24 protein-coding genes and 1 riboswitch are annotated in these 24,431 nt (G+C 45.1%); all 24 genes read left to right on the top strand.

Features of this window, described 5'->3' with window-relative positions:
- Nucleotides 1–47 precede the first annotated feature (47 nt).
- Nucleotides 48–1,010 carry a 6-phosphofructokinase gene (pfkA, locus tag FFM64_RS06265; protein WP_137607160.1) on the top strand — a complete coding sequence of 321 codons (963 nt, stop codon included), beginning with the start codon at nt 48–50 and terminating at the stop codon, nt 1,008–1,010.
- 74 nt (nt 1,011–1,084) lie between these two features.
- Nucleotides 1,085–2,845, top strand: coding sequence for a pyruvate kinase (gene pyk, locus FFM64_RS06260; protein ID WP_137607159.1), 1,761 nt, complete (start codon nt 1,085–1,087; stop codon nt 2,843–2,845).
- A gap of 181 nt (nt 2,846–3,026) precedes the next feature.
- Complete coding sequence (locus tag FFM64_RS06255) at nt 3,027–3,485, top strand: DUF441 domain-containing protein (RefSeq protein ID WP_137607158.1); 459 nt, start codon at nt 3,027–3,029, stop codon at nt 3,483–3,485.
- Between the two features lie 16 nt (nt 3,486–3,501).
- Entirely contained in the window at nt 3,502–4,392 is an 891-nt protein-coding gene (locus tag FFM64_RS06250) for a CvfB family protein (RefSeq protein ID WP_137607157.1), read from the top strand.
- Nucleotides 4,393–4,399: 7 nt separating this feature from the next.
- Complete coding sequence (gene xerD, locus FFM64_RS06245) at nt 4,400–5,290, top strand: site-specific tyrosine recombinase XerD (protein WP_137607326.1); 891 nt, start codon at nt 4,400–4,402, stop codon at nt 5,288–5,290.
- A gap of 13 nt (nt 5,291–5,303) precedes the next feature.
- Nucleotides 5,304–5,684: an N-acetyltransferase gene (locus FFM64_RS06240; protein WP_137607156.1), complete on the top strand. Its 381-nt coding sequence runs from the start codon at nt 5,304–5,306 to the stop codon at nt 5,682–5,684.
- Nucleotides 5,656–6,414, top strand: coding sequence for a segregation and condensation protein A (locus tag FFM64_RS06235; protein ID WP_137607155.1), 759 nt, complete (start codon nt 5,656–5,658; stop codon nt 6,412–6,414). Before FFM64_RS06240 ends, FFM64_RS06235 begins: the two co-directional genes overlap by 29 nt.
- Entirely contained in the window at nt 6,401–7,009 is a 609-nt protein-coding gene (scpB, locus tag FFM64_RS06230) for an SMC-Scp complex subunit ScpB (RefSeq protein ID WP_137607154.1), read from the top strand. Before FFM64_RS06235 ends, scpB begins: the two co-directional genes overlap by 14 nt.
- The gene (locus FFM64_RS06225; RefSeq protein WP_137607153.1) at nt 7,009–7,725 is read left to right on the top strand and encodes a pseudouridine synthase; all 717 of its coding nucleotides are present in this window, start codon (nt 7,009–7,011) and stop codon (nt 7,723–7,725) included. The genes scpB and FFM64_RS06225 overlap by 1 nt, the downstream gene beginning before the upstream one ends.
- A gap of 57 nt (nt 7,726–7,782) precedes the next feature.
- A riboswitch (FMN riboswitch) is annotated at nt 7,783–7,905 on the top strand.
- A gap of 119 nt (nt 7,906–8,024) precedes the next feature.
- Nucleotides 8,025–8,609: an ECF transporter S component gene (locus FFM64_RS06220; RefSeq protein ID WP_137607152.1), complete on the top strand. Its 585-nt coding sequence runs from the start codon at nt 8,025–8,027 to the stop codon at nt 8,607–8,609.
- A gap of 108 nt (nt 8,610–8,717) precedes the next feature.
- Entirely contained in the window at nt 8,718–9,794 is a 1,077-nt protein-coding gene (locus FFM64_RS06215; protein ID WP_223876913.1) for a YpbB family protein, read from the top strand.
- Nucleotides 9,784–11,223: a RecQ family ATP-dependent DNA helicase gene (locus tag FFM64_RS06210; protein ID WP_137607151.1), complete on the top strand. Its 1,440-nt coding sequence runs from the start codon at nt 9,784–9,786 to the stop codon at nt 11,221–11,223. The genes FFM64_RS06215 and FFM64_RS06210 overlap by 11 nt, the downstream gene beginning before the upstream one ends.
- A 61-nt stretch (nt 11,224–11,284) precedes the next feature.
- Nucleotides 11,285–11,920, top strand: coding sequence for a LysM peptidoglycan-binding domain-containing protein (locus tag FFM64_RS06205; protein WP_137607150.1), 636 nt, complete (start codon nt 11,285–11,287; stop codon nt 11,918–11,920).
- 36 nt (nt 11,921–11,956) lie between these two features.
- Entirely contained in the window at nt 11,957–12,640 is a 684-nt protein-coding gene (cmk, locus tag FFM64_RS06200) for a (d)CMP kinase (protein ID WP_137607149.1), read from the top strand.
- Nucleotides 12,641–12,728: 88 nt separating this feature from the next.
- On the top strand, nt 12,729–14,039 hold the full coding sequence (gene rpsA / locus FFM64_RS06195) for a 30S ribosomal protein S1 (protein WP_137607148.1): 1,311 nt from the start codon (nt 12,729–12,731) through the stop codon (nt 14,037–14,039).
- 97 nt (nt 14,040–14,136) lie between these two features.
- Nucleotides 14,137–15,447 carry a ribosome biogenesis GTPase Der gene (gene der / locus FFM64_RS06190; RefSeq protein ID WP_137607147.1) on the top strand — a complete coding sequence of 437 codons (1,311 nt, stop codon included), beginning with the start codon at nt 14,137–14,139 and terminating at the stop codon, nt 15,445–15,447.
- 246 nt (nt 15,448–15,693) lie between these two features.
- Nucleotides 15,694–15,969: an HU family DNA-binding protein gene (locus FFM64_RS06180; RefSeq protein WP_105448472.1), complete on the top strand. Its 276-nt coding sequence runs from the start codon at nt 15,694–15,696 to the stop codon at nt 15,967–15,969.
- A 118-nt stretch (nt 15,970–16,087) separates the two neighbouring features.
- Nucleotides 16,088–17,356: a tetratricopeptide repeat protein gene (locus FFM64_RS06175; protein WP_137607146.1), complete on the top strand. Its 1,269-nt coding sequence runs from the start codon at nt 16,088–16,090 to the stop codon at nt 17,354–17,356.
- Between the two features lie 67 nt (nt 17,357–17,423).
- Nucleotides 17,424–18,221, top strand: coding sequence for a Cof-type HAD-IIB family hydrolase (locus tag FFM64_RS06170; RefSeq protein ID WP_137607145.1), 798 nt, complete (start codon nt 17,424–17,426; stop codon nt 18,219–18,221).
- Nucleotides 18,222–18,499: 278 nt separating this feature from the next.
- Nucleotides 18,500–19,285 carry a 4-hydroxy-tetrahydrodipicolinate reductase gene (gene dapB / locus FFM64_RS06165; protein WP_137607144.1) on the top strand — a complete coding sequence of 262 codons (786 nt, stop codon included), beginning with the start codon at nt 18,500–18,502 and terminating at the stop codon, nt 19,283–19,285.
- Nucleotides 19,282–20,505, top strand: a complete 1,224-nt coding sequence (locus tag FFM64_RS06160) for a CCA tRNA nucleotidyltransferase (RefSeq protein ID WP_137607143.1) — start codon at nt 19,282–19,284, stop codon at nt 20,503–20,505. The genes dapB and FFM64_RS06160 overlap by 4 nt, the downstream gene beginning before the upstream one ends.
- A gap of 60 nt (nt 20,506–20,565) precedes the next feature.
- On the top strand, nt 20,566–21,018 hold the full coding sequence (locus tag FFM64_RS06155; RefSeq protein ID WP_137607142.1) for a hypothetical protein: 453 nt from the start codon (nt 20,566–20,568) through the stop codon (nt 21,016–21,018).
- Nucleotides 21,019–21,560: 542 nt separating this feature from the next.
- On the top strand, nt 21,561–23,453 hold the full coding sequence (locus FFM64_RS06150) for an ABC-F family ATP-binding cassette domain-containing protein (RefSeq protein WP_137607141.1): 1,893 nt from the start codon (nt 21,561–21,563) through the stop codon (nt 23,451–23,453).
- 18 nt (nt 23,454–23,471) lie between these two features.
- A complete protein-coding gene (locus tag FFM64_RS06145) occupies nt 23,472–24,422 on the top strand; it encodes a thymidylate synthase (RefSeq protein WP_137607140.1) in 951 nt (316 codons plus the stop codon).
- Nucleotides 24,423–24,431 lie beyond the last annotated feature (9 nt).

Raw genomic sequence — 24,431 nt, 5'->3', positions numbered from 1 at the left:
AATCACTTATGGAGTTACGAACTCAATTTATTGCCTGAGGTGAAAAAATGAAACGCATTGGTATTTTAACCAGTGGCGGCGACGCGCCTGGTATGAATGCGGCCGTTCGTGCCGTTGCTCGTAAAGCAATGGCCGAAGGGTTAGAAGCATACGGCATTAATTACGGCTTTGCCGGATTAGTTGCTGGTGACATTCATAAAATAGAATCAGTAGATTTAGACGGTGTTGTTGGTGAAGGCGGAACGTTACTTTATTCTGCCCGTTATCCAGAATTCGCACACGTCGAAGGTCAATTGAAAGGGATCGAACAACTGAAGAAATTCGGTATCGATGCCTTGGTCGTTATCGGTGGCGACGGGTCTTATCATGGAGCCTTACGTTTAACTGAACATGGCTACAACACAATTGGTCTTCCTGGGACCATTGATAATGATATTCCATTCACTGATTTCACGATTGGTTTCGATACGGCGGTTAACACCGACGTTGAAGCCCTCGATCGGATTCAGGATACGGCTCACAGTCATGACCGGACATTCGTTGTGGAAGTTATGGGTCGTGGCGCTGGGGACGTTGCATTGTGGGCTGGTGTTTCTGCCGGTGCCGATGAAATTATCGTACCTGAACGCGATTGGGATATGGAAAGTGTCGCTAACAAAATCAAACACAACCGCGCTAACGGTCATCGCAGTAATATTATTGTGTTGGCAGAAGGCGTTATGGGTGCGGATGAATTTGTTGAAAAGTTATCACAATATGGTGACTTTGATGCTCGTGCTAACACGATTGGCCATATGCAACGTGGTGGTCGTCCAACTGCTAAAGACCGTGTCATGGCCAGCAAGATGGGCGCCTATGCGATTGAACTCTTACTTAGCGGTAAGGGTGGCTTAGCAGTCGGCATCCAACACAATGAGTTAGTGAACCACAGTATGCTTGATCTTTTTGATTCAAAGCATGAAACTGAAGCGTCACTAGCCAAGTTAAATGACGAAATCTCATTTAACTAACTTGTTTCTTACTAATTTGATAAAAATGACGTAAATGTCTTTTTATAAAAACTTTCAAGGGAGAGATTTTTCTTATGAAGAAAACCAAGATTGTTTCAACACTTGGTCCTGCCAGCACCGATACTGACACTATTGTTAAATTGATCGAAGCCGGCGCAAATATTTTCCGCTTTAACTTCTCACATGGTGACCATGCAGAACATTTGGATCGTTTAAACAAGGTTCATGAAGCAGAAAAGATTACGGGTAAGACCGTTGGTATCATGCTTGATACTAAGGGTGCTGAAATTCGGACGACTGTTCAAAAAGACGGTAAGTCTGAATACAAGATCGGTGATAAGGTACGTATTACCATGGACGATTCACTTGAATCAACCAAGGATAAAATTGCCGTTACCTATGATGGCCTATTTGACGATGTTCATGTAGGTGGTCATGTCCTCTTCGATGATGGTTTATTAGACATGAAGATCGACGAAAAAGACGAAGCTAACCGCGAATTGGTTACCACTGTCCAAAACGCCGGTGTCTTAGGTTCACGTAAAGGTACTAACGCTCCTGGCGTTTCTATCAACTTACCTGGGATTACTGAAAAAGACTCAGACGATATTCGTTTTGGTTTGGATCATGAAATCAACTTCATTGCTGCTTCTTTCGTTCGTAAGCCACAAGATGTCTTAGACATCCGTGAATTACTTGAAGAAAAGCATATGGAACACGTTCAAATCTTCCCTAAGATCGAATCACAAGAAGGTATCGACAACGTCGATGAAATTCTTAAGGTTTGTGATGGTTTGATGGTTGCTCGTGGTGACATGGGTGTTGAAATTCCAGCTGAAAATGTGCCTTTGGTACAAAAGAGCTTGATCAAGAAATGTAACGCTTTGGGCATGCCAGTTATTACTGCTACTCAAATGCTTGATTCAATGCAAGAAAACCCACGTCCTACTCGTGCCGAAGCATCTGACGTTGCCAACGCTGTCTTTGACGGTACTGACGCAACGATGCTTTCTGGTGAAAGTGCTAATGGGCTTTACCCTGTTGAATCAGTTGCCATGATGGCTAAGATCGACCAAAAGGCCGAAAACACGTTAGCTGAAAACGGCAACTTACAATTGAACCGTTTCGACAAGACTAGTGTTACTGAAACTATCGGTATCGCGATTGCTCGTGCTGCTAAGAACCTTGGTATCAAGACTATCGTTGCTGCGACTGAATCTGGCTACACTGCTAAGATGATTTCGAAGTACCGTCCAGATGCTGATATCTTAGCTATCACTTTTGACGAACGGACTCAACGTGGTTTAATGGTTAACTGGGGTGTTCAACCAATCATCGCTGACAAACCAGAAACTACTGATGACATGTTCGATTTAGCTGCTTCAAAGGCTGTTGAACTTGGCTTTGCCAAGGAAGGCGACTTAATCTTGATCACTGCCGGTGTGCCAGTTGGCGAACGCGGTACAACTAACATCATGAAGATCCAATTAATTGGTTCTCGTTTAGCTGATGGTCAAGGTGTCGGTGACGAAACTGTTATCGGTAAAGCAGTTATCGCAACTTCTGCACAAGAAGCAATCGACAAGGCCGTTGAAGGTGGCGTCTTAGTTACTAAGACCACTGACAAAGACTACTTGCCAGCAATTGAAAAGTCTAGCGCTTTGGTTGTTGAAAATGGCGGTTTAACTTCACATGCTGCTGTTGTCGGTATCTCAATGGGTATTCCTGTCATCGTTGGTGTTAAGGATGCTACTACTGTAATCTCTGATGGTCAATTGATCACCGTTGATTCACGTCGTGGGATCGTTTACCGCGGTGCTTCAAACGCCTTATAAAATTCACTTAAACCTGAATTTGAAAAGTCGTCGCTTAGCGGCGGCTTTTTTATTACATAGTTATTGCACGACACGGCCATTTTATCTGGTTCCGGTGAAAGATTGGTCGACTGATAATTTATGACCAATCCTCGCTATCTGGGGCGTTTTCGGTTACAATTAATAACACGTGAGGTGTCGTATGGAAAGCTGGCTATTTTTATTAGCAATATTATTAATCGCCTGGTTGGGTAAAAATCAATCACTTCAAATTGCTACCTTGGTCGTATTGGTGATTAAACTAATTCCCAACACGAGTAAGTTATTAACGACGATCGGTCAAAAAGGCATCAATTGGGGTGTCACGGTAATTACCGTTGCCATCTTGATCCCCATCGCGACGGGTCAAATCGGCTTTCGTGATTTATGGCATGCCTTCAAGTCACCCGTGGGTTGGATTGCTGTGGCCTGTGGTGTCTTGGTTTCGGTGCTGTCATTTCATGGTGTGGGGCTATTGAGTGCCTCACCAGAAATCACCGTGGCCCTAGTTTTTGGAACCATCATGGGTGTGGTGTTATTACGTGGCATTGCGGCCGGACCGGTTATCGCGGCCGGCATTACTTATTGCATTATTCAGGTCTTACATTTAAGTTTGCAGTAATTTAAAGGAGTTAACTATGGAAGCTAGTATTATGGGAACAGTTGTCACTGCAAAAGTGACTGATGAAAATGATGACGCCTATTTTGTTCAAGTCAATGGACAAACATTATGGGTCGACAAACAAGAACCTGAAAAGCCATTGCATATCGGTGGTTTGTATGAAGGATTTGTATATGAAAATGAAAACCATCAAGCGCAATTAACGCGGTTTATTCCAAAAATCTCATTTGAAAATTATGTCTGGGGAACCGTGGTGCGGACCCGTCATGATTTAGGTGTGTTCGTTGACGTTGGGTTACCCAACAAGGATTTAGTGGTTTCACTGGATGAATTACCAACAATTAGTCGCCTCTGGCCTAAAAAAGATGATCGGTTATTAGTCAAGTTAGATCGTGACAATAAAGACCGTCTATGGGGTACTTTGGCGGATCAAACGGTTTTCGCCGATATGGCGACGCCGTATGACCGTGATCAAATGAAGAATACAGATACCCAAGTGACGGTTTTTCGATTAAAGATGGCGGGGACGTCTGTGATTACTGATGATGGCCATTTAGGCTTCGTACATCCTTCTGAACGCGATCAAGAACCTCGGTTAGGCCAACATATGAAGGCACGGGTGATTGGTCATCTTCGTGATGGCGAACTAAACCTGTCTTTGAAGCCCCGCGGCTACGAAGAAATCGGTGATGATGCGCAAATGTTGTTGGCAGCACTGCAACATCAAGCCGATCATAGTTTGCCATTCTGGGACAAGAGCGATCCTGAAGATATTCGAACTTACTTTAATATTAGTAAGGGCCAATTCAAACGGGCTGTCGGTAATTTATTAAAACAACGGTTGATCACGCAGCAACCGGGCGAAATTAAATTAACTGAGGTTAATAATGACGAAGCCGACGATTAATCAAACGATGCAGGACCAGCTTGCTGATTACCTGCATTTTTTGCGTGTCGAGCGCGGTTTAGTTACGAACAGTTTAAAAAGTTATCAGCAGGATCTGACTGAATTTGCTGGCTATTTAACCACGCAAAAAATGACGTCGTTTAATCAGGTTGATCGTTACGTTGTTTTAAACTATTTACAAGTGTTGGATGAGCAAGGCAAGGCCCGCAATACGATTATCCATGCGGTGTCTAGTTTACGGAAGTTTTTCCAATATCTGGCACAGATGCATGTGATCGACAGTGATCCGATGCTTAAAATCGACACCCCCAAACGGGCGCAACATTTGCCACAAGTATTATCGGCTCATGAAGTGGAACGACTACTGGCGGTGCCGAAAATCGATACGACGCTAGGACTCCGCGATCGGGCGTTGTTGGAAGTGATGTATGCGACTGGGTTACGTGTCAGTGAAACGATTAATGTGAAGCTGGATGATTTACACTTGGACCTTGGCTTGATTCAAACCATTGGGAAGGGTGATAAGGAACGGATCATTCCAATTGGGGATGTTGCGATTGACTTTGTGGAGCGTTATTTAAAAACGGCCCGCCCAAAACTGGTCTCAGCTAAACGCCGCAATAATTACCTGTTTTTAAATAATCACGGGGGTCAATTGACGCGGCAAGGCGTTTGGAAAAATCTGAAAGCCCAAGTTAAGGCTGCCGGGATTGAAAAAGACGTAACACCACATACGTTACGGCACTCATTTGCAACGCATATTTTAGAGAATGGTGCTGATTTGCGGGTGGTTCAAGAATTATTGGGCCACGCCGATATCTCAACGACACAGATTTATACCCATATTACGAAGAAACGGCTGGCGGAAGTCTATAACAAGTATCATCCGCGGGCGTAGTTAGGAGGTTCAGATGCTAGTCAAATATCGCAAGGATTATGAAAAAGTTGCCATGGGGTTACTGTCCTTTATTCCAGATTTTAAAGAAATTACCCATTTACAAACTGAAATGCAGTGGTACCAAGCAACGAATAATCATCAACTCTACTTGTGGCGTCAAGCGGATGGGGACTTTTGTGGGATCATTGGCATCGAAGTTGGGTCCGATTTTGTGCTGGTCCACCATGCCTCATTATCGCCGGAAGAACGGCATCCACAAAATTTACAACAAATGCTGGACGAATTGGCAGCTCTGTACCCGCAACAACGGGTCATGGGAACGTTAGAAATGGCACCAATCATTGGTGCATGGGAGCGAAGTCGTGATGAACAACGAACAACCGATCACCATTAAAATCTCGGAATTTGAAGGGCCTTTGGACCTCTTATTACATTTGATACGCCAAAATAAAATGGATATTTATGATATTCCAATCGCGGCCATCACGAAGCAATACTTGGATTATTTGCACTCGATGCAAGCACTCCAGCTCGATATTGCGGGGGACTATTTGGTGATGGCGGCAACGTTAATGACAATTAAAAGCCGTTATCTCTTACCGCAAGCGCCAGCAGATGATGAGGATATTGAAGAAGATGAAGATCCTCGTGATTCGTTAGTGGCGGAATTGTTAGCCTATAAAGTCTATCAAGAAGCGGCAGGCGAACTCCGAGTGAAGGAACAAGCGCGTCGTCAGCATTTTACCCGTGAAGCCATGTTGATGCCGGCGGAATTGCCGACACCACAGCTCACGTCTGGTATTACGGTAGCTGACTTGCAAGCGGCCTTTCGACAGTTGGTTGCGAAGCGGCGACGGGCCCAACCGTTAACAAAAACGGTGACCGCAGACCCAGTGACGATTGAGACGCGAATGAAACAAGTGCGTCAGCGCTTAGTGACTGAGCCAGAAGGCGTTGATTTTGCGACGCTGTTTACGCCGAGCGCTAGTGATGATATGCTAGTCACAACTTTTATGGCTGTGTTAGAATTAACCAAGCAGGCTCAGGTAACCCTGTTACAAACGGCACAACTGGGTCCCATTCACTTATATTTACGACAGGATGAAACGCATGACGAACATTGAACAGATTGAAGGATTACTTTTTGTCGCTGGAGACGAGGGCGTGACGGTTGCAGAGATTGAACACGCCACGGGCTTTGCCAAACCAGCAATCAACACGATGCTAACGACATTGGCGACGCGCTACGCTGACGATACCGACTGTGCACTGGTCATCTTATCAACCGAGAATACTTATCGCTTAGCCACTAAGGCCGCACTGGCGCCAGTGCTTAAGCGTTACTTTGAAGCGCCGTTGTCGACTAGTTTGTCGCAAGCGTCATTGGAAGTTTTGGCAATTATCGCTTATCGACAACCGCTAACGCGAATTGAGATTGATGAGATTCGCGGTGTCCAAAGTGGGTCGACGATTCAAAAGTTAGTCTTACGTCAATTAGTCACTGAAACTGGACGCTTAAGCGAACCAGGCCGGCCGATTCTTTATGGCACGACCGAATTATTTTTAGATTATTTTGGGTTAAAATCACTCGATGACTTACCGGCGATTGATCTGGATGCCCTGACAGATAGTGAGCATCCGGCGCCGGAAACGGATCTGTTTTTAACCGCATTTCAAGCAAAACTCAACGGAGAACATCCAGATAGTGAGGAAAATTAATGGCAGAACGATTACAAAAAATTATGGCTGAAGCTGGGGTTGCGTCACGACGCAAGTCAGAAGTCTTAATCACTTCCGGCCATGTGAAGGTCAACGGTAAAACGGTGACTGAATTAGGTGAGAAGTTTGAACGGCATGACCACATTGAGGTCGATGGCACGCCAATTCTAGCTGAAAAACTCGTTTATTATCTCTTTTATAAGCCACGTGGTGTCGTGACAACGGTCCATGATGAGCGCGGCCGTAAAACGGTCATGGATTACTTTAAAGATGTCCCTGAACGAATCTATCCGGTTGGTCGGTTAGATTACGATACTTCCGGTTTATTGATTATGACTAACGATGGTGCCTTAGCCAACCGCTTGACTCATCCGAAATACGAAGTTAAGAAGACATACTTGGCGAAGGTCGAAGGTGTGCCCACGAATGCTGACCTAAAACAACTGCGTTTAGGCGTTGAAATTGATGGCCGCACGACTGCGCCGGCTAAATCGAATTTGTTAGATAGTGATCATAAGAAGCAAAATGCGTTGGTTCAACTGACGATTCACGAAGGTCACAATCATCAGGTTAAGAAGATGATGGCTGCAATCGGACACCCTGTAACTAAGCTAAAGCGCGAGCGCTATGGCATCCTAGACTTGCAAAGTTTGCAAGCGGGTGAATATCGAAAACTTAAACCAATTGAAATTAGCAAGTTAAAAGGTGAACGATAGCGCTTGCAATTCTCGGTTTAAGTGTGTAAACTGGAGTTGTTAAAAAAATAATACTTGGTTCATCTTCAGGGCAGGGTGTAATTCCCGACCGGCGGTTAAAGCCCGCGACCTATGTGCAAGCATAGTGATTTGGTGTAATTCCAAAGTCGACAGTTAAAGTCTGGTATAAAGAAGATCGAGCTTATTTGGCATAAATTCGCAAATAAACCCGCCCTGATGACAGTTCTTTTGTTGTCGGGCGTTTTTTTGTGGAAAAGGTCAAAGCGGTTCATTGAAGATGACCCATAGGAGGGTGCGTTATGCAACAAACAACGTTACGCCGACTAGTGGGCATTGCCTTGCTCGGCGCGTGTGCTTATATTTTGATGCTGTTGGAGTTTCCAATTATTCCAATTGCCGCTTGGATGAAGATTGATTTCTCAGATATTCCGATCTTGATCGGGCTGTTTTTATACGGGATGGGTGGTGCTTTTGCCATCACCTTGGTCAAATTATTCCTTCATTCAGCTACAATGGGGTTCGCTTTACCGGATTTGATTGGTTCTTTGGCGAGCTTCTTAGGATCAGCCGTCTTAATCTTAGCGTTTGCCTTGGTTTTACGTTATTACCGGGGTAATGAAAAGTGGCGGATGCCGTTGGCGATTGTGTTAGCGACAGTTGGACTGGTGATTGTGGAATCGTTGGCAAATCTAACCTTTGTCCTGCCGTTCTACATGCAGGTCATGGGAATGAAATTGAGTGTGTCACTAAATACATTAGTTTTGATCGCCGTCGTGCCGTTTAATCTGATCAAGGGACTCTTGGTCGGTGGCGTCTTCTGGTTGGTCTACCATCGCTTGGCAAAGTGGCTAGGCAGTCGTAACCAATTAATGAGCCGCATTTAAATTAAGCGAGTTTCAATCGCTAATTAACAATTAAAATCAAGGGATCAAATCAGTCGACGTGACCGGTTTGATTCCTTTTTGAGTTGGTCAGCAGGGTGGTTACATGCTATGCTTAATGAGCTTAACTCGTTGAAAGAAGGTGCCGGATTGTTTGCTGATTATCTCTTATTGTTATTTACAACGGCACCACGCCGACCGAAAGCGTTGTTTAATGTCTTACGCGGCAAGCGAACGGTCTCAACATTATTTGCGGGGCTAACGACGGGGACCTTGTCCCTATTAGACAGTTGGCATGGTGTCGCGCTACCGACCTTTGAAGCGGCGACCCAACAGTTAGTGACTGCGGGTTGGTTAGTCACAACCGATCCGGGGTATTTGAAGTTGACCCCGGCTGGGGAACAACATCAACAGCAGTTAATGACTACGCTATATTTGCCAACGGCGTGGGAAGGCTTTCAATCGGCGGATGTCCGCCAATTCACGGCTACGAGCCAACTGGCTTTGCAAGTGGTGTCAGAAGCCGTCCACCAGCAACGCCGATATTATCCGATTACTACCGACCGACGCATTCAGCGGACGGTCAAACAGTGGTTTCGACAGTGGCAGCGTCCGACACTTGGACAACAAATTTATCAGGAACTAACATCTTTTTTACAAACACAGTCGTCAGAATTAGCTACGGTGTTCAGTCAAAGCTTAACTGGCTTTAACTTTCCGGGCCAAACGGATCAACAGTTGGCAGCACAAGTTGATCGGCAGCCAATTGAAATTTTGGTCATGCGGAAAGACTTGAGTTGTCACTGGGTTGCGTGGTTGAAAGAAAATCCAGGGACGCCACTGGCGGCGTTGTTACAGCCGTACTTAAAACCGAATCCGGTGAGCAGTAGCGCCTGGCAAACTTATCAGGACTATAAAACTGGTGAGAGTTTGGCACAGATTTCGCAGCGCCGTCGATTGAAATTGAGCACGGTGCGTGAACACTTGTTAGAAGTTGCTATCTTGTGGCCGGATTTCCCGGCCGCGGAATTGTTGACGCCCACGCGGGTAACACAACTTGCGGCAATCTTTGCTGACAATCCGGTCATTGAGACTTGGCGTTTTCAAACGGTGCAAGCGGTCTTGCCGGAGATGGACTTTTTTTGGTTCCGACTCTATCAGATTATGAGGTGTCATGATGCAGCGTGAAGCCCTTTACCAATTATTAAAGAATAAATATGGGTTCGACGAATTTCGGCCAGGGCAATATCAAGTCATTAGCGATTTGTTGGCCGGTCAAGACGTGTTAGCAGTACTGCCGACCGGTACCGGTAAGTCACTTATTTATCAGCTGGTTGGATCACTCGTCCCAGGGCTAGTGATTGTGGTTTCACCATTGATTTCATTGATGCAGGATCAAGTTGCCCGACTGAATTATCAGGGTGAGAAGCAAGTTGCGGCGTTAACTTCTCAGTTGGACTACGGTAGTCGTCAGTCGATTTTGACTCATTTAACCCAATTAAAATTCTTATTTATCTCACCGGAAATGTTGAAACAACCGCCAGTTTTAACGGCACTCAAAGCGACGACAATCAGCTTGTTAGTGATTGATGAGGCACACTGTATCTCGACTTGGGGACCGGATTTTCGCCCTGATTATTTATCGTTAGGCGCGTTAAAGCAAGCCCTTGGTGAGCCACTAACACTGATGTTAACCGCGACGGCGACTGACAAGGTACGTCAGGATATTTTGACGCAATTGCAAGTTCCAGCCGCCCAACAAGTGATCTATTCGGTCAATCGACCCAATATTTACTTGGCGGTCGAACAAGTGGCTTCCGAGGCGGACAAGCGGACGCGGTTGCAGCAACTAGTCTTGGCCGTGCAACGACCAAGTATCGTCTATTTTAGCTCCAAACGTCAGACGGACCTGATTGCGGAGTGGCTGCGGACTACCACGAACTTACGGGTCGCTGCCTATCACGCCGGACTGTCGGCGGAAGACCGGTTCAAGATTCAGCAGCAGTTTATGGCCGGTGACCTAGATGTCATCTGTGCAACTTCGGCATTTGGCATGGGCATTAATAAAGCGGATATTCGCCAAGTCATTCACTATCATTTGCCTAATAATTTAGCTGATTATGTCCAAGAAATTGGGCGGGCTGGTCGTGATGGCGAGCCAGCATTAGCAGTTTTACTGTATGCGCCTGGCGATGAACAATTGGTCCGTAATCTTAATGATCTAACGATGGCGAGTCCCATCGAAATTCGACGTGATCAGCAACGATTTCAACAAGAACAAGCGCCGGGGACGGATTTAAGCGCGGTTTTGCAGTATTATTGGACCCATGGCTATTCAGTTGAGCAGGTTACGGCCCAATTTGAAAAACGTCAACGGGCGAAAGAAACTGAACTGGCGCAACTATTAACTTATATCCAGACGAAAACCTGTCGGCGGGCGGTTTTGATGACTTACTTTAATGAGGCCGCGCCGGCCCATACACCGCACTGTTGCCAGCTTGCTGGGGAACCACTCCCACTCGATAAACTAGGGTTAACCGCCAGTGCAAAGACGCCGCAAGCGGCAACAACCCCATGGCAACAGATTTTAGCACAATTGTTTTTACAAAATTCTTAAAGAAATCAGTTAGGCGTTATGTTACAATATTTGGTGAAAGTTTTTTGAGGAGGAACACCCTATGAGTCAAAAAAATGATGATCAAAAATCCCAAAAAGACAAACCATGGGATAAAACTTTTGAAGACGATCGGGATGATTCAGGCAATTTATCGCGAACTCAAAAACGTAAACAGGATAGCAGTAATTCTACGTTAACCACCGTTCTAGTGGTTTTAATTTTGTTGCTTGCGCTTGCACCAATTGGTTATTTTTTGGTGAAGAAAAATTCATTGAATAATCCGCAACAGACTGAACAGGTTGCCAGCTCCAGCTCGAAGAAAAAAGCTTCAAGTACGGCAGCCAAATCAGCGTCAAAAGCAGCCGACAAGTCGAGTGAGTCGGTTGCTGCTAAGAAGAAGGCTGCTGCTAAAAGTAGTAGCTTGGCATTAGCAAGTTCCAAAGCCGCAGCTAAGGCTAGTAGTAAGGCTGAGTCCAAGTCAACTGAATCTAGTACGGCTGAATCTTCGAGCTCGGCGAGTAGTGACAGTAGCAGCGAATCATCAGAATCTGGTGAAAAGTATGTGACGGTTGCTGCTGGGCAAGGGGTTTACCGGGTTGCGACCAACGCTGGAATTTCAGTGGATGAGTTATTGCAATTGAATGGCTTATCATCTGGCTCGACAATTTCAGCTGGTCAACGGTTACGTGTCCGTTAAAAACGCGATTTTTAGAATTGTGAGGATTTAACCTTTATGGCAGAACAAGCATTACAAGTGGCCATTGATGGTCCAGCTTCGGCTGGGAAAAGTACCGTTGCTAAACTAGTTGCCAAACGGTTTGGCTATATTTACGTGGATACTGGCGCCATGTATCGCGCAGTAACCTATTGGGCGATGACCCATCAGGTGCCACTAGCAGATGACGACGCGGTGGCCAAGATGATGGGATCACTGACGATTAGTTTCAAGCCAGGTGAACCTGATCAGTTAGTATTTGCTAACGATGAAGACATCACCGCTGCAATTCGCCAACCAGACGTGACTAATAATGTGTCAACAATTGCCGCCTTGCCAAAAGTGCGCGCATTGTTAACGGACCATCAGCGTCAGATTGCTGCGGCTGGCGGTGTCGTCATGGATGGCCGCGATATTGGGTCGACCGTTTTACCAAAAGCAGAAGTGAAGATTTTCTTGGTTGCTTCTGCAGCGGAACGCGCTAAGCGCCGGTACGCTGAAAATATTACCAAAGGGATCAATACACCGCTTGCACAATTACAAGCAGAAATTGAGCTCCGTGATCATAAGGATTCAACTCGCAAGGTTTCACCACTGACCCAAGCCGCAGACGCGGTCTTGGTCGATACGACGCCAATGTCGATCGAAGAAGTGGTGGCTGCCATTGCGGCTATCATAAAAAAACAAAGTTCAACAATCTAATTGCACAAGTTGGTGCTTTAGACTAGCTTTTCATGGCATTTTCAGCTATGATATAGGTTAGAGTTATTGTTGACAGGAGGAAATTTGCATGAGTGAAAATGAAAACAGTCAAAATGAGAAAAAAGAACTTTTAGACGCTTTAAACAGTGTCTCAGAAGTCAACGTCGGTGACGTTGTTAAGGGTGAAGTCTTAGCAATTGACGACGACAAACAAGTTATTGTTGGTATCCAAGGTACCGGCGTTGAAGGGGTCGTTCCTTTGAAGGAACTCTCAACACAACGGGTTGAAGATGTCAATGAAGTCGCTAAAGTTGGCGATGTATTAGACTTAGTTGTTATTTCTCGAATTGGCACCGATAAAGAAAACGGCAGTTACTTACTGTCACATCGTCGGTTAGAAGCTCGCAAAGTTTGGGACGATGTAGAAAAAGAATACGAAGCAGGTCATACGATTAAAGCTCCTGTAACGCAAGTAGTTAAAGGCGGCTTAGTCGTTGATGCTGGCGTTCGTGGCTTCATCCCTGCCTCAATGATTGATGATCATTACGTTGAAGATTTGAGTGCTTACAAAGGCCAAGAACTTGAACTTAAGATTATTGAAATTGAACCTAGCGAAAACCGCTTGATCTTGTCACACCGTGCCGTTGTTGAAAAGGCTCGCGAAGCGCAACGTGCTGAAGCTTTACAAACCTTAGAAGCTGGCTCTGTTGTCAGTGGTAAAGTTGCTCGTTTGACTAACTTTGGTGCCTTTGTTGACCTTGGCGGCATCGATGGTTTGGTTCACGTTTCTGAAATTTCATATGAACGTGTTGAAAAGCCTGCTGATGTTTTGAAGGTTGGTCAAGAAGTTCAAGTTAAGATTTTATCTGTTGATGTAGACCGCGAACGGGTTTCACTTTCAATTAAAGCAACCTTACCAGAACCTTGGGACGGGATAGAAGAAAAAGCTCCTCAAGGCGCCGTTCTTGATGGTAAAGTTAAACGCTTGACTAGCTTTGGTGCCTTTGTTGAAGTATTCCCTGGTGTTGAAGGTTTGGTTCATATTTCACAAATCTCACATCAACATATTGCAACACCAAACGATGTCTTAAAAGTGGGTCAAGAAATCAAAGTTAAAGTCTTGGATGTTCGTCCAGACGAAAAACGGTTGGCATTGTCAATCAAAGCTTTGGAAGAAAAACCACAAGCTGCTGAAGGCGAAGAAGAAGCACAACCTCAAAGCCACAGCAACAACAATCGTGGCGGTAACAACAACCGTCGCAACAACAATCGTCGCGACAACCGTTCTGCATCTGAACGCTCAACGGCTAATGCACCGGAAGAATCAACTGGTTTCAGTTTAGGTGATTTAGTTGGTGACGCTTTGAAGAACGCTGAACACAATGATGATGAAAAGTAATCATTGATTGCTTCTAAAAATACCCTTCAAGCTGGCCTTGAAGGATATTTTTTTATGAATCGATAACAATGACTTACTCTGTGAAGGAGGAATTTAAATGCCAAAACCAGTTGTCGCCATTGTCGGGCGACCAAACGTTGGTAAATCCACTATTTTTAACCGGATTGCCGGTGACCGTATTTCAATTGTTGAAGATACGCCTGGGGTTACTCGGGATCGTATTTATGCCAACAGTGAATGGTTAGGTCGGGAATTCAGTTTAATTGATACTGGTGGGATTGATATCGACGACGCCCCATTTATTAAACAAATTACCCAACAAGCTGAAATTGCGATTGATGAAGCTGACGTGATCGTCTATTTGGTTAGTGCTAAAGAAGGCGTCACGGACGCTGACGAACATGTGGCTCAAATCTTGTACCGTTCGGACAAACCCGTTGTCTTAGCAGTCAATAAAGTTGATAATCCGGAACTGCGGGCAGAAATCTATGATTTTTATTCATTAGGTTTCGGCGAACCATTCCCAATTTCTGGAGCCCATGGCTTAGGTCTCGGGGATTTACTTGATGCTGTTATTAAAAACTTTCCAGATTCAACGGGTGAGGATGAACCCGGAACGATTCGGTTTAGTTTGATTGGGCGGCCTAACGTTGGTAAATCATCCATCGTGAATGCGTTGCTTGGTGAAGACCGGGTGATTGTCTCAGACGTGGCTGGGACGACGCGGGATGCCATTGATACGAAATTTACTGATGCCGATGGCAATCGGTTCGTGATGGTTGATACGGCCGGGATTCGTAAAAAGGGTAAAGTTTACGAAAATACGGAACGTTATTCGGTCATGCGGGCCTTAAAGGCCATTGATAATAGTGATGTGGCTCTCTTCGTCATTAACGGCGAAGAGGGGATTCGTGAACAAGATAAGCGAGTTGCGGGCTATGCACACGAAGCCGGTAAAGGGATCATTATCGTGGTCAACAAGTGGGACCTGGTCAAGAAGGATAATCATACGATGCAAGAGTTCGAAGCTTACATTCGTGATCAATTCGTCTACCTAGCATATGCGCCCATTATCTTCGTATCTGCGAAGACCACGCAACGTTTGGCCCAATTGCCAGCGATGATTCGGACTGTCAATACGAACCATTCACGTCGAATTCAATCGTCTGTCTTAAATGATGTCATCATGGACGCCATTGCGATGAATCCAACGCCAAGTGATAATGGTAAACGGCTGCGGGTCTACTATGCGACGCAAGTGGCCATTCAGCCACCAACCTTTGTCGTTTTCGTCAATGACCCTGATATGATGCACTTTTCGTATGAACGTTTCTTGGAAAATCAGATTCGGAATGCCTTCGATTTTACCGGGACCCCGATCCACATGATCGAACGGCGTCGAAAGTAGTCGAAATGGCTTGAAACCGGCATTTTAGCATAAGGCTTAAAAGTTGTAAACGATTAATACTTATTTTTCGTTTTTTGTGTAAAAAGGCCAAAAAAGCTTGCTATTACAGCATTCCTATGCTATCTTTGATGAAGAAATGATGCTTGTCATCGTTTCTCTCATTTTTGGACCACTCAAAAATGATCATCTGGATGTACGTACTCGAATACATACATCTTCACTCTGTAAAGGGGAGGTGAATCAAACATGGCAAACAAAGCTGAATTAGTTAACAACGTTGCTGCTGCAACTAGCTTGACTAAGAAAGACGCAACCGCTGCGGTAGACGCAGTTTTTGCATCAATCCAAGACACTCTTGCAAAGGGTGAAAAAGTTCAATTAATCGGATTTGGTAACTTCGAAGTACGTGAACGTGCCGCTCGTAAGGGCCGCAATCCACAAACTGGCGATGAAATCCAAATTCCTGCAAGCAAAGTACCTGCATTTAAGCCAGGGAAAGCTTTAAAGGATGCAGTTAAATAAGCGTCATAAAGTTTACTTGAGAAGTCAGTATAGCAACCGTTATACTGGCTTTTTTGTTGTCGTTTGCGTTATGATAGTAAGTCGAGTTATAAGAAAAAATGGCTAAAGGATGGGTGCGATGACTTATTCAGAAAAAATGCTCGCGGCGTTATCCAACGGGCAACTAGAAACCGCCAATAAGCACTATGCTTGGGCGTTACGTAAAGATGATGACGAGACGCTATATAGCTTGGCAGAAGAGCTATATGGCTTAGGCTTTTTGAAGCAAGCTGCTCGTATTTATAAAAAATTATTAGCAAGTTATCCAGATGAAGATGATTTACGGACCAGTTTGGCTGATATTGCGATTGATGAGGATGACACGGACCTGGCTTTGAACTACTTGTCTGAAGTCAAGCCGGACTCATCCGCCTATGTGCAAGCCTTGCTGGTTGAAGCGGACCTCTATCAAACACAGGAATTGTTTGAGGTGAGTGAACAGAAATTAGTCGAAGCGTATCAGTTAGAACCAGATGAACCCGTGGTCGAGTTTGCTTTGGCTGAATTTTACTTCTTGGTTCGTAATTATGCTAAAGCCGTTCGGTTCTATTTAGACCTGATCAAAAAGGGCCAGCTTGAAATTTCTAAGGTGAACTTGGTCGAACGTTTAGGTGTTTCATACGCCGAATCCGGTCACTTTGAACAAGCGGTCGGCTACTTGGAACAGATTAAACCGGCGAAGTTGACGCCAGATAGTCAATTTGAACTCGGCTTTACGTATTTACAATTAGATGAACCGCGCAAAGCAATTGATGTTTTCAACAAGTTACGTGAACAAGATTCGCAATATGCGACGGTTTATCCATATTTGGCGGAGGCCCAAGAAAAGCTAAACGAACTTGATAATGCCTTGATGACGTTACAAGAAGGGCTTTCCGTCGACCAATATAATGAAAAATTGTACTTGCAGACGGCTCGAATTGCCTTGAAGTTGGATGATCAAGATCTGGCGGAGAAGTATTTACGCGAAGGCTTGAGTATTGATCCGGATAATTTAACCACTGTCTTGGAGCTGTCTAACTTGTTGGTCAAACAGGAGCGCTATCAAGATAATATCGACTTGCTGGATCAATATTTGCAAATTAATGAGTTTGATCCGCAGTTCTATTGGAACCTAGCGATTTCTAATAATCATTTGGATCATGTTAAGGCGGCGAAGGACAATTATGTTGCGGCCTATCCGTTCTTTGAGCATAATGAGGACTTCTTGAAGCCAGCGATTTACTTCTTCCGTGAAGCTGGGATGCCGGAACAAACAGTCATGGCGTTACGGAACTACTTGGCGATTGAACCGGATGATGGTGAAATGGTCGCAATGTTAGAAGATTTCGAGGATCAGGGCTACTAAGCGATTGAAAATGCTTACAAGTTTGGTAGAATAAAACAAGAGGTTGACTAAACTAGGAGGCATTGGATTGAAAGTAGCGTTAATTGCATCCGATTTGGATGGGACTTTTTTACGAGATGATCATGGCTTTGATCACGGCCGTTTTCAAGCGCAATTGGCTCAAATGGCGACGAATGGGCAACATTTCGCTGTTGCTAGCGGGAACCAGTTACAACATTGTATTGAAGTTTTCGACAAAATCGAGGGCGAAATTACTTATGTTGCTGAAAATGGCGGCTTAGTGATTGATAATCATGGCAATGTGTTGAGCGAAAGCTTGTTGACACCGACTGTTTTACAGGAGTTGCTGACTTTTGTGGCGACGGCCCCCGAGTTAGCCGGTGCCGGGGCTTCGTTGTCTGGTAAAAATGGGGCTTATATTCGGCCACAAGATGATAATGAAGTGATGCAGTATTTCTTGAGCAATCTATCGGTGGTCAATGATCTGGCCGCAGTTGATGATCATATTTACAAGGCGACTTTTGGTTGGCAAGATCACCGCGCTGAATATCACGCCACGGTGATTAATGACCACTTTAAGGGTCGTTTACGGGCTACTGCGAGCGGTTACGGTGGTTTAGATGTGATTGCCCCCAATGTTGATAAGGCGTTTGGACTAGCGTTCTTACAGCGTCGTTGGCAGATCAGCGCGAGCCAGACCGCCGCTTTTGGCGACAATAGTAATGATTTGGAAATGTTACGTGAGGCCGATTACAGCTATGCCATGCGAAATGCTATCCCAACGGTCAAAGCGATGGCTAATTATGAAACCGCCTTAGACAACAACCATGATGGTGTGTTGGATACGATCGATGGTTTGATTTAACACGCAGATTGGTGATTAGGTTGTCGTGATCGATTTTTCAAATGTTAGTTAATTTAAATTAGGATTGCTAGCGCCACTAGTAGTCCTTTTTTTGTTTGGGTGGATGCACAGTAGTGAAAGCCACATTTCGGCGTCTGCCAGTCTGATCACAGCGGAAAGTGTAATCTAAAAGGTTGACGATTAACCAATGCGCGGTTATCTGTTAAACTGTAATAGTGATTATTAACTGGACTCAGTGTTCGACACCGAGCCGAGTTAAATTTGAGGAGGAAATTAATTTGGTTAAAGTAATGGTTGCCGGCTATCATGGTCGGATGGGTAGCACGGCTGCTCAAATGGTGATCGATAACGCTGATTTTGAATTGGTCGGAGTTTTTGATGCGCGCGGTAAGGATAGTAACTTGGGTGAAGACGACCGGTTCAAGGGTCAAGATGTCCCAGCTTTCCATAATTTAGACGCGATTAAAACGGACGCCACGGTTTGGATCGACTTTACGATTCCAACCGCGGTTTACGAGAATGCTAAATTTGCAATCAATCATGGCATTTCACCAGTGATCGGGACGACTGGGATGACCGATGAACAAGTGGCTGATTTACAAAAATTAGCTAAAGAAAAGCAAGTTGGCGGTTTAATCGCCCCTAACTTCGGGATTAGTGCAGTTTTGCTGATGCAATTCGCACAACAAGCCGCTAAATATTTCCCAGATGTTGAAATTATTGAAATGCACCACGATGACAAAATTGATTCACCAAGTGGGACGGCGATTAGCACTGCTAAGAAGATTGCGGAAGTTCGTAAGCCTAAGCAACAAGGCAACCCAGACGCTACTGAAACCTTACCTGGTGCACGTGGGGCGGAATATGAAGGCATGCGTATCCACGCCGTTCGTTTACCTGGTTTAGTCGCACATGAAGAAGTGATGTTTGGTGGTCCCGGTGAAGGCTTGACGATTCGTCAAGATTCATACGACCGGATTTCATTCATGACTGGTGTGAAGGTTGCGGTTGAAAAAATTAACCAGTATCATGAACTCTTTATCGGCTTGGAGAACTTACTATGATTTTGACGCAATTACCGACCGAGTTCGAACAAGCTAAGCCCATTATTGACACGATTGAAGCGGCTGGTTATGAAGCGTACTTTGTTGGTGGGAGCGTTCGTGACACCATTTTAGGCAAACCGATTCACGATGTGGATATTGCAACGAGCGCGTTTCCAGCCGAAGTCAAAGGCTTGTTCAAGCGAACCGTTGATACAGGAATCGAGCATGGCACGGTAATGATTTTGGATCACGGTAAGGGTTATGAAACGACCACATTTCGGACGGAATCTGGCTATCAAGATTTTCGTCGGCCGGATCAGGTCACGTTTGTCCGATCACTCAAAGAAGATCTAAAACGCCGTGATTTTACGATCAACGCGTTGGCAATGCGGGCAAATGGTGAAGTCATTGATTTATTCGATGGTCTCGCAGATTTGGATGCTCAGGTGATTCGGGCCGTGGGTGTCGCTGAAGATCGTTTCCACGAGGACGCGTTGCGCATGATGCGCGCCGTTCGCTTTGCTAGTCAACTCCGCTTTAATATTGAACCCGCCACGCAACAGGCAATTGCGGACAATGCGCTACTTTTGACCAAGATCGCCGTTGAACGTACTCGCGTTGAATGGGAAAAACTATTAATGGGTCAACGACCAGACCGTGGGCTGCAGGCACTAGTGCAAACGGAACTGTATCGTTATATGCCAAAAATGGCCGATCAGTTGCCAATGTTACAAAAATTGATTGTCCTACCAGAATGGCATTTGGACAGTATCGAGAGCACTTGGACCTTGCTGGCTTGGCTGATGGCATTGCCTAATGAAGCGGCAATCAGGCAGTTGTTAAAAGCATGGAAGACCAGCAATGAGCTGATTGACCACGTGACAGCGGCGTGGACGGTCATGCGAGCCTTGCAGCAGGACGCGACCCTGGCACCAATGACTTTGTTCACAGCGGGGGCAGCAGCGCTTAAAACGGCTAATACTGTGGCTAATTTGCTCGGCTTCGGTCGACCACAGTCGGAATTGACAGCGGCATATGCGGCTTTGCCGATTCAAGACAAGCACGCCTTGGCAATTAATGGTGGCGATTTGTTAAAACAGAAAATTGTGCAACCAGGGCCACAAATGGGTCAGGTTTTAGCGCAACTGTTAGTGGCTGTAGTGACGAGCCAAGTTCCAAATGAACTTGAAAAATTGCTTGATTTTGCAACGATGGTAGCGGATACAGAAAATAATTGATATTTTCTGTTAATCTGTTACGATTGAGGTGAAACTAATTCTTCAATGAGGTGATCATATATGGATAGAGCATTAGAAGCATTAAAGTTTTATTTCCGCAATGGTGATACTTGGGTCGTTAATCATAAGGATATTTCCGACCTTTGGATCAGCCGGGTCACGACCAGTTATGGCCGGATCAAAGGTGGCAAAATGACGATTATTCATCCTTGCAAGTCATTCAAGGCTGAATTTGAACCAGATGCTGACGCCGTCGATCCAGATACAACTCATTTGGCATCCGTAACTAGTGGGATGTTCGAACGGGTCACACATTTCCAAGATATTGAAAAAGTTGATATCTTGTTTGGTGACGAACGTGGGAGTGAACAAGTTTACTTGCCATTCAAAGCCAAGGACGTGGATGGGTTAGATAATGTTTATCAAACCAGTTCACTGTCAACGGATGGGTTATTACATCTAGTTGTTGATGCTGAAAACACTGTTTTAGATGTTTACGGCGATCAGAAATAAGCAGTAATCCGACTGAGAGCTTGGGTGAAAACCTGAGCTCTTTTATTGTCGAAATTTAACCTGCGAGTTGTGTTTTCCTTGAATTCTAGCTAAGATAGAACGTAATGATGCATTTTTGTATTGGAGTGTAACTTTTGCCACTCTGGACGGTTCGAAATTGGCTGGAACGTGGTGGCCACGTTTGGAAGCCAAAGTGCGGTCTTCCAAGCCGGGCTTTATCTAAGACAGAAAACCACCGTCAAAGATAAACGACACCACTGAGCCAATTTCGAACCGTCCGGCGTTAGATGACTTGCTATTTTTATTTAGTAGAAATACTACAAGTTTAGCCGAGAGGTTAGGAGCTAAAATGCTCAGCCATGAAGTTGGTCTTAGTGCGGGTGTTTCCCCGGACTTAGACCAAGGTCGGCTTTGAAGACCGCTTTTGGGCTTCAAAACGGCCCATGGCGTTCCAGCATTTTAGGTCCCAACCGGCAGGCGGTAAAATAAGTCTAACACTAGAACAAGATGTGTAATGATGTAAAAAGGGTGGATCGTAGAACATGCAAACATTAAGAGCAGAAAATCTGACCCGCACATACGGTGAGAAAACACTATTTAAAGCGATTTCGTTTATTATTAATGAACATGACCGTATCGGCGTGATTGGCGTCAATGGTTCTGGTAAAACGAGTTTATTGGATGTCTTAGCGGGCATCACGACGCCAGAAGCTGGCGAACTAGTCATGCCTAAAAATTATGAAATTGGTTACTTGAAACAACAGCCAGATTTGGACGAAAATTTGACAGTAATCGATGCCGTCCTTGCCGGTAGTCAACAAGTTTTTCGGACAATTCGACACTATGAACAAACCTTGACTGTCTATGGCCAACATCCCGAAGATCCCCAGGCGCAACAAGCCTATATGGATGCGGAAACGAAGATGAACCAAGAGGATGCATGGACCGCTGAAAGTGACGTTAAAACGATTTTGACGCAGTTGCATATCACTGATCTGAGTCAGACCGTTAAAACGATGTCTGGTGGACAACGAAAACGGGTCGGCCTGGCACAAGTCTTGATTCAGTCACCAGACTTGTTGCTATTGGATGAACCGACCAACCACTTGGACTTTGATTCAATCGAGTGGCTAGAGACCTATTTGGCTTCGTATAAAGGAGCACTAATGGTCGTGACCCATGATCGGTATTTCTTGGATCAAGTCGCTAACCAAATGTTTGAATTATCTTTCGGTGAGCTGTACAAATATACGGGTAACTACCAAGCATTTGTGCAAGCTAAAGCCGAACGGGTCGCTCGCGACGTGACAGCCGAACACAAACAGCAACAACTATATAAAAAAGAACTTGCTTGGATGCGAGCTGGGGCGCCAGCGCGTAGCACGAAACAACAAGGTCGAATTAATCGCTTTAACGATTTGAAAGGTAATTTGAATACCTTACAAGTCGATAGCGACGTTGATATCTCGCTTGGTCAGCAACGCCTCGGTAAAAAAGTTATTGAACTGAAAAATGCGAGTTTGAAATTTGACGACCAGACGATTCTGAATGACTTTTCCATGCTGATTCAGGCTAATGACCGCATCGGAATTACTGGGATCAACGGGGCAGGTAAGTCCAGTCTGTTGAACGTGATTGCTGAACGGTTGCCGCTGGATTCTGGGACTGTCACGATCGGTGAAACGGTCAAAATGGCGTACTATACGCAACAAACGGAACCGATTCCGGGAGATAAGCGCATCATTACTTATCTGCAGGAGGTCGGGGAAAATGTCTTGAATAAACAAGGCGAACGTGTTTCCGTCACGGAATTGCTGGAAGAATTTCTCTTCCCACGGTCCATGCACGGAACGCTGATTCGAAAGCTCTCTGGTGGTGAAAAACGCCGGTTGTATTTGCTTAAATTATTGATGCAACAACCGAATGTTCTATTGCTAGATGAACCGACGAACGACTTGGATATTGGGACTTTGACCGTCCTTGAAAACTACTTGGCGAGTTTTGCGGGCACCGTAATTACGGTGTCACATGATCGTTATTTCTTGGATAAAGTGGGAACGAAGCTGTTGATTTTTGATGGTCAAGGCCATATCGAGCGTTACGCCGGTCGGTTCTCAAGCTACTTAAAAGATCAAAAAGAAGCTGCCAAACCAGTCACGAGCAAGTCGAAGCAAGCGGAAGAAAAAACGCCGGAAAAAGCTGATAAACCTAAAGAAAAGGTGAAGTTGACTTATGCCGAACAGCTCGAATATGACAAGATCGAAGGGGTCATTGAAGACCTAGATAGTCATAAGAGTGAGCTTGAAGCTGCGATGGCCGACAACGCTAGTGATTATGGCAAGTTGGCTGATTTACAAAAGGAACTCACCGCGACTGAAAAGTCGATTGATGAAAAAATGGATCGTTGGGATTATTTGAGTCAATACGCCGATTAATGAGAGGATGTGTGCCGCATGTTAGAGGAACCTTATTTGCAATTAGCTCGTGATATTTTAGATCACGGAACTTACAAAGATGACCGTACCGGAACTGGAACTTACAGTTTATTTGGGGCTCAAATGCGATTTAACCTCGCCGACGGGTTTCCAATTCTCACGACTAAAAAAGTCCCATTTGGCTTGATTAAAAGTGAATTATTGTGGTTTTTGCATGGTGATACTAATATTCAGTTTTTATTAAAACATCATAATCATATTTGGGATGAATGGGCATTTAAAAATTGGGTCACGAGTCCCGCTTATCAGGGCCCTGACATGACTAATTTTGAACATCGCCGGTTGGATGATGCCGACTTTAAGCCGATCTATCAAGCGACGATGCAACAATTTGATGACCAAATTCTCAATGACGATGCCTTCGCGGCTAAATTCGGTAACTTGGGTGATGTTTACGGTGCGCAATGGCGCCACTGGCAAACGCGCAGTGGTGAAACGATTGATCAAATCGCGAACGTCATCGACATGATCAAAAAAACGCCGGATTCACGGCGCCTGATCGTCTCTGCTTGGAATCCAGAAGATGTGCCTAGCATGGCTTTACCACCTTGTCACACGCTGTTTCAATTTTATGTGGCCGATGGCAAGTTGAGTTGTCAATTGTATCAACGTTCTGGAGATGTTTTCCTGGGCGTGCCGTTTAACATTGCCAGCTATGCCTTACTGACGGCGTTGATTGCCAAAGAGACTGGGTTGCAAGTTGGTGAGTTCGTGCATACCTTGGGTGACGCGCATATTTATACGAATCACGTGGATCAAATTAGGGAACAGTTGCAACGGACGCCGAAACCGGCACCCCAGTTGCAATTGAGTGGCGAGCATCAAAGTATCTTCGATTACCAGATGAGTGACATCAAACTCGTTGGTTATGATCCGGCACCGGCCATCAAAGCGCCGGTCGCTATTTAGGAGGCTGCC

The sequence above is a fragment of the Lactiplantibacillus daoliensis genome (assembly GCF_005405005.1).
GTDB classification, from domain to species: domain Bacteria; phylum Bacillota; class Bacilli; order Lactobacillales; family Lactobacillaceae; genus Lactiplantibacillus; species Lactiplantibacillus daoliensis.
This window is presented reverse-complemented; position numbering and strand designations above follow the sequence as displayed.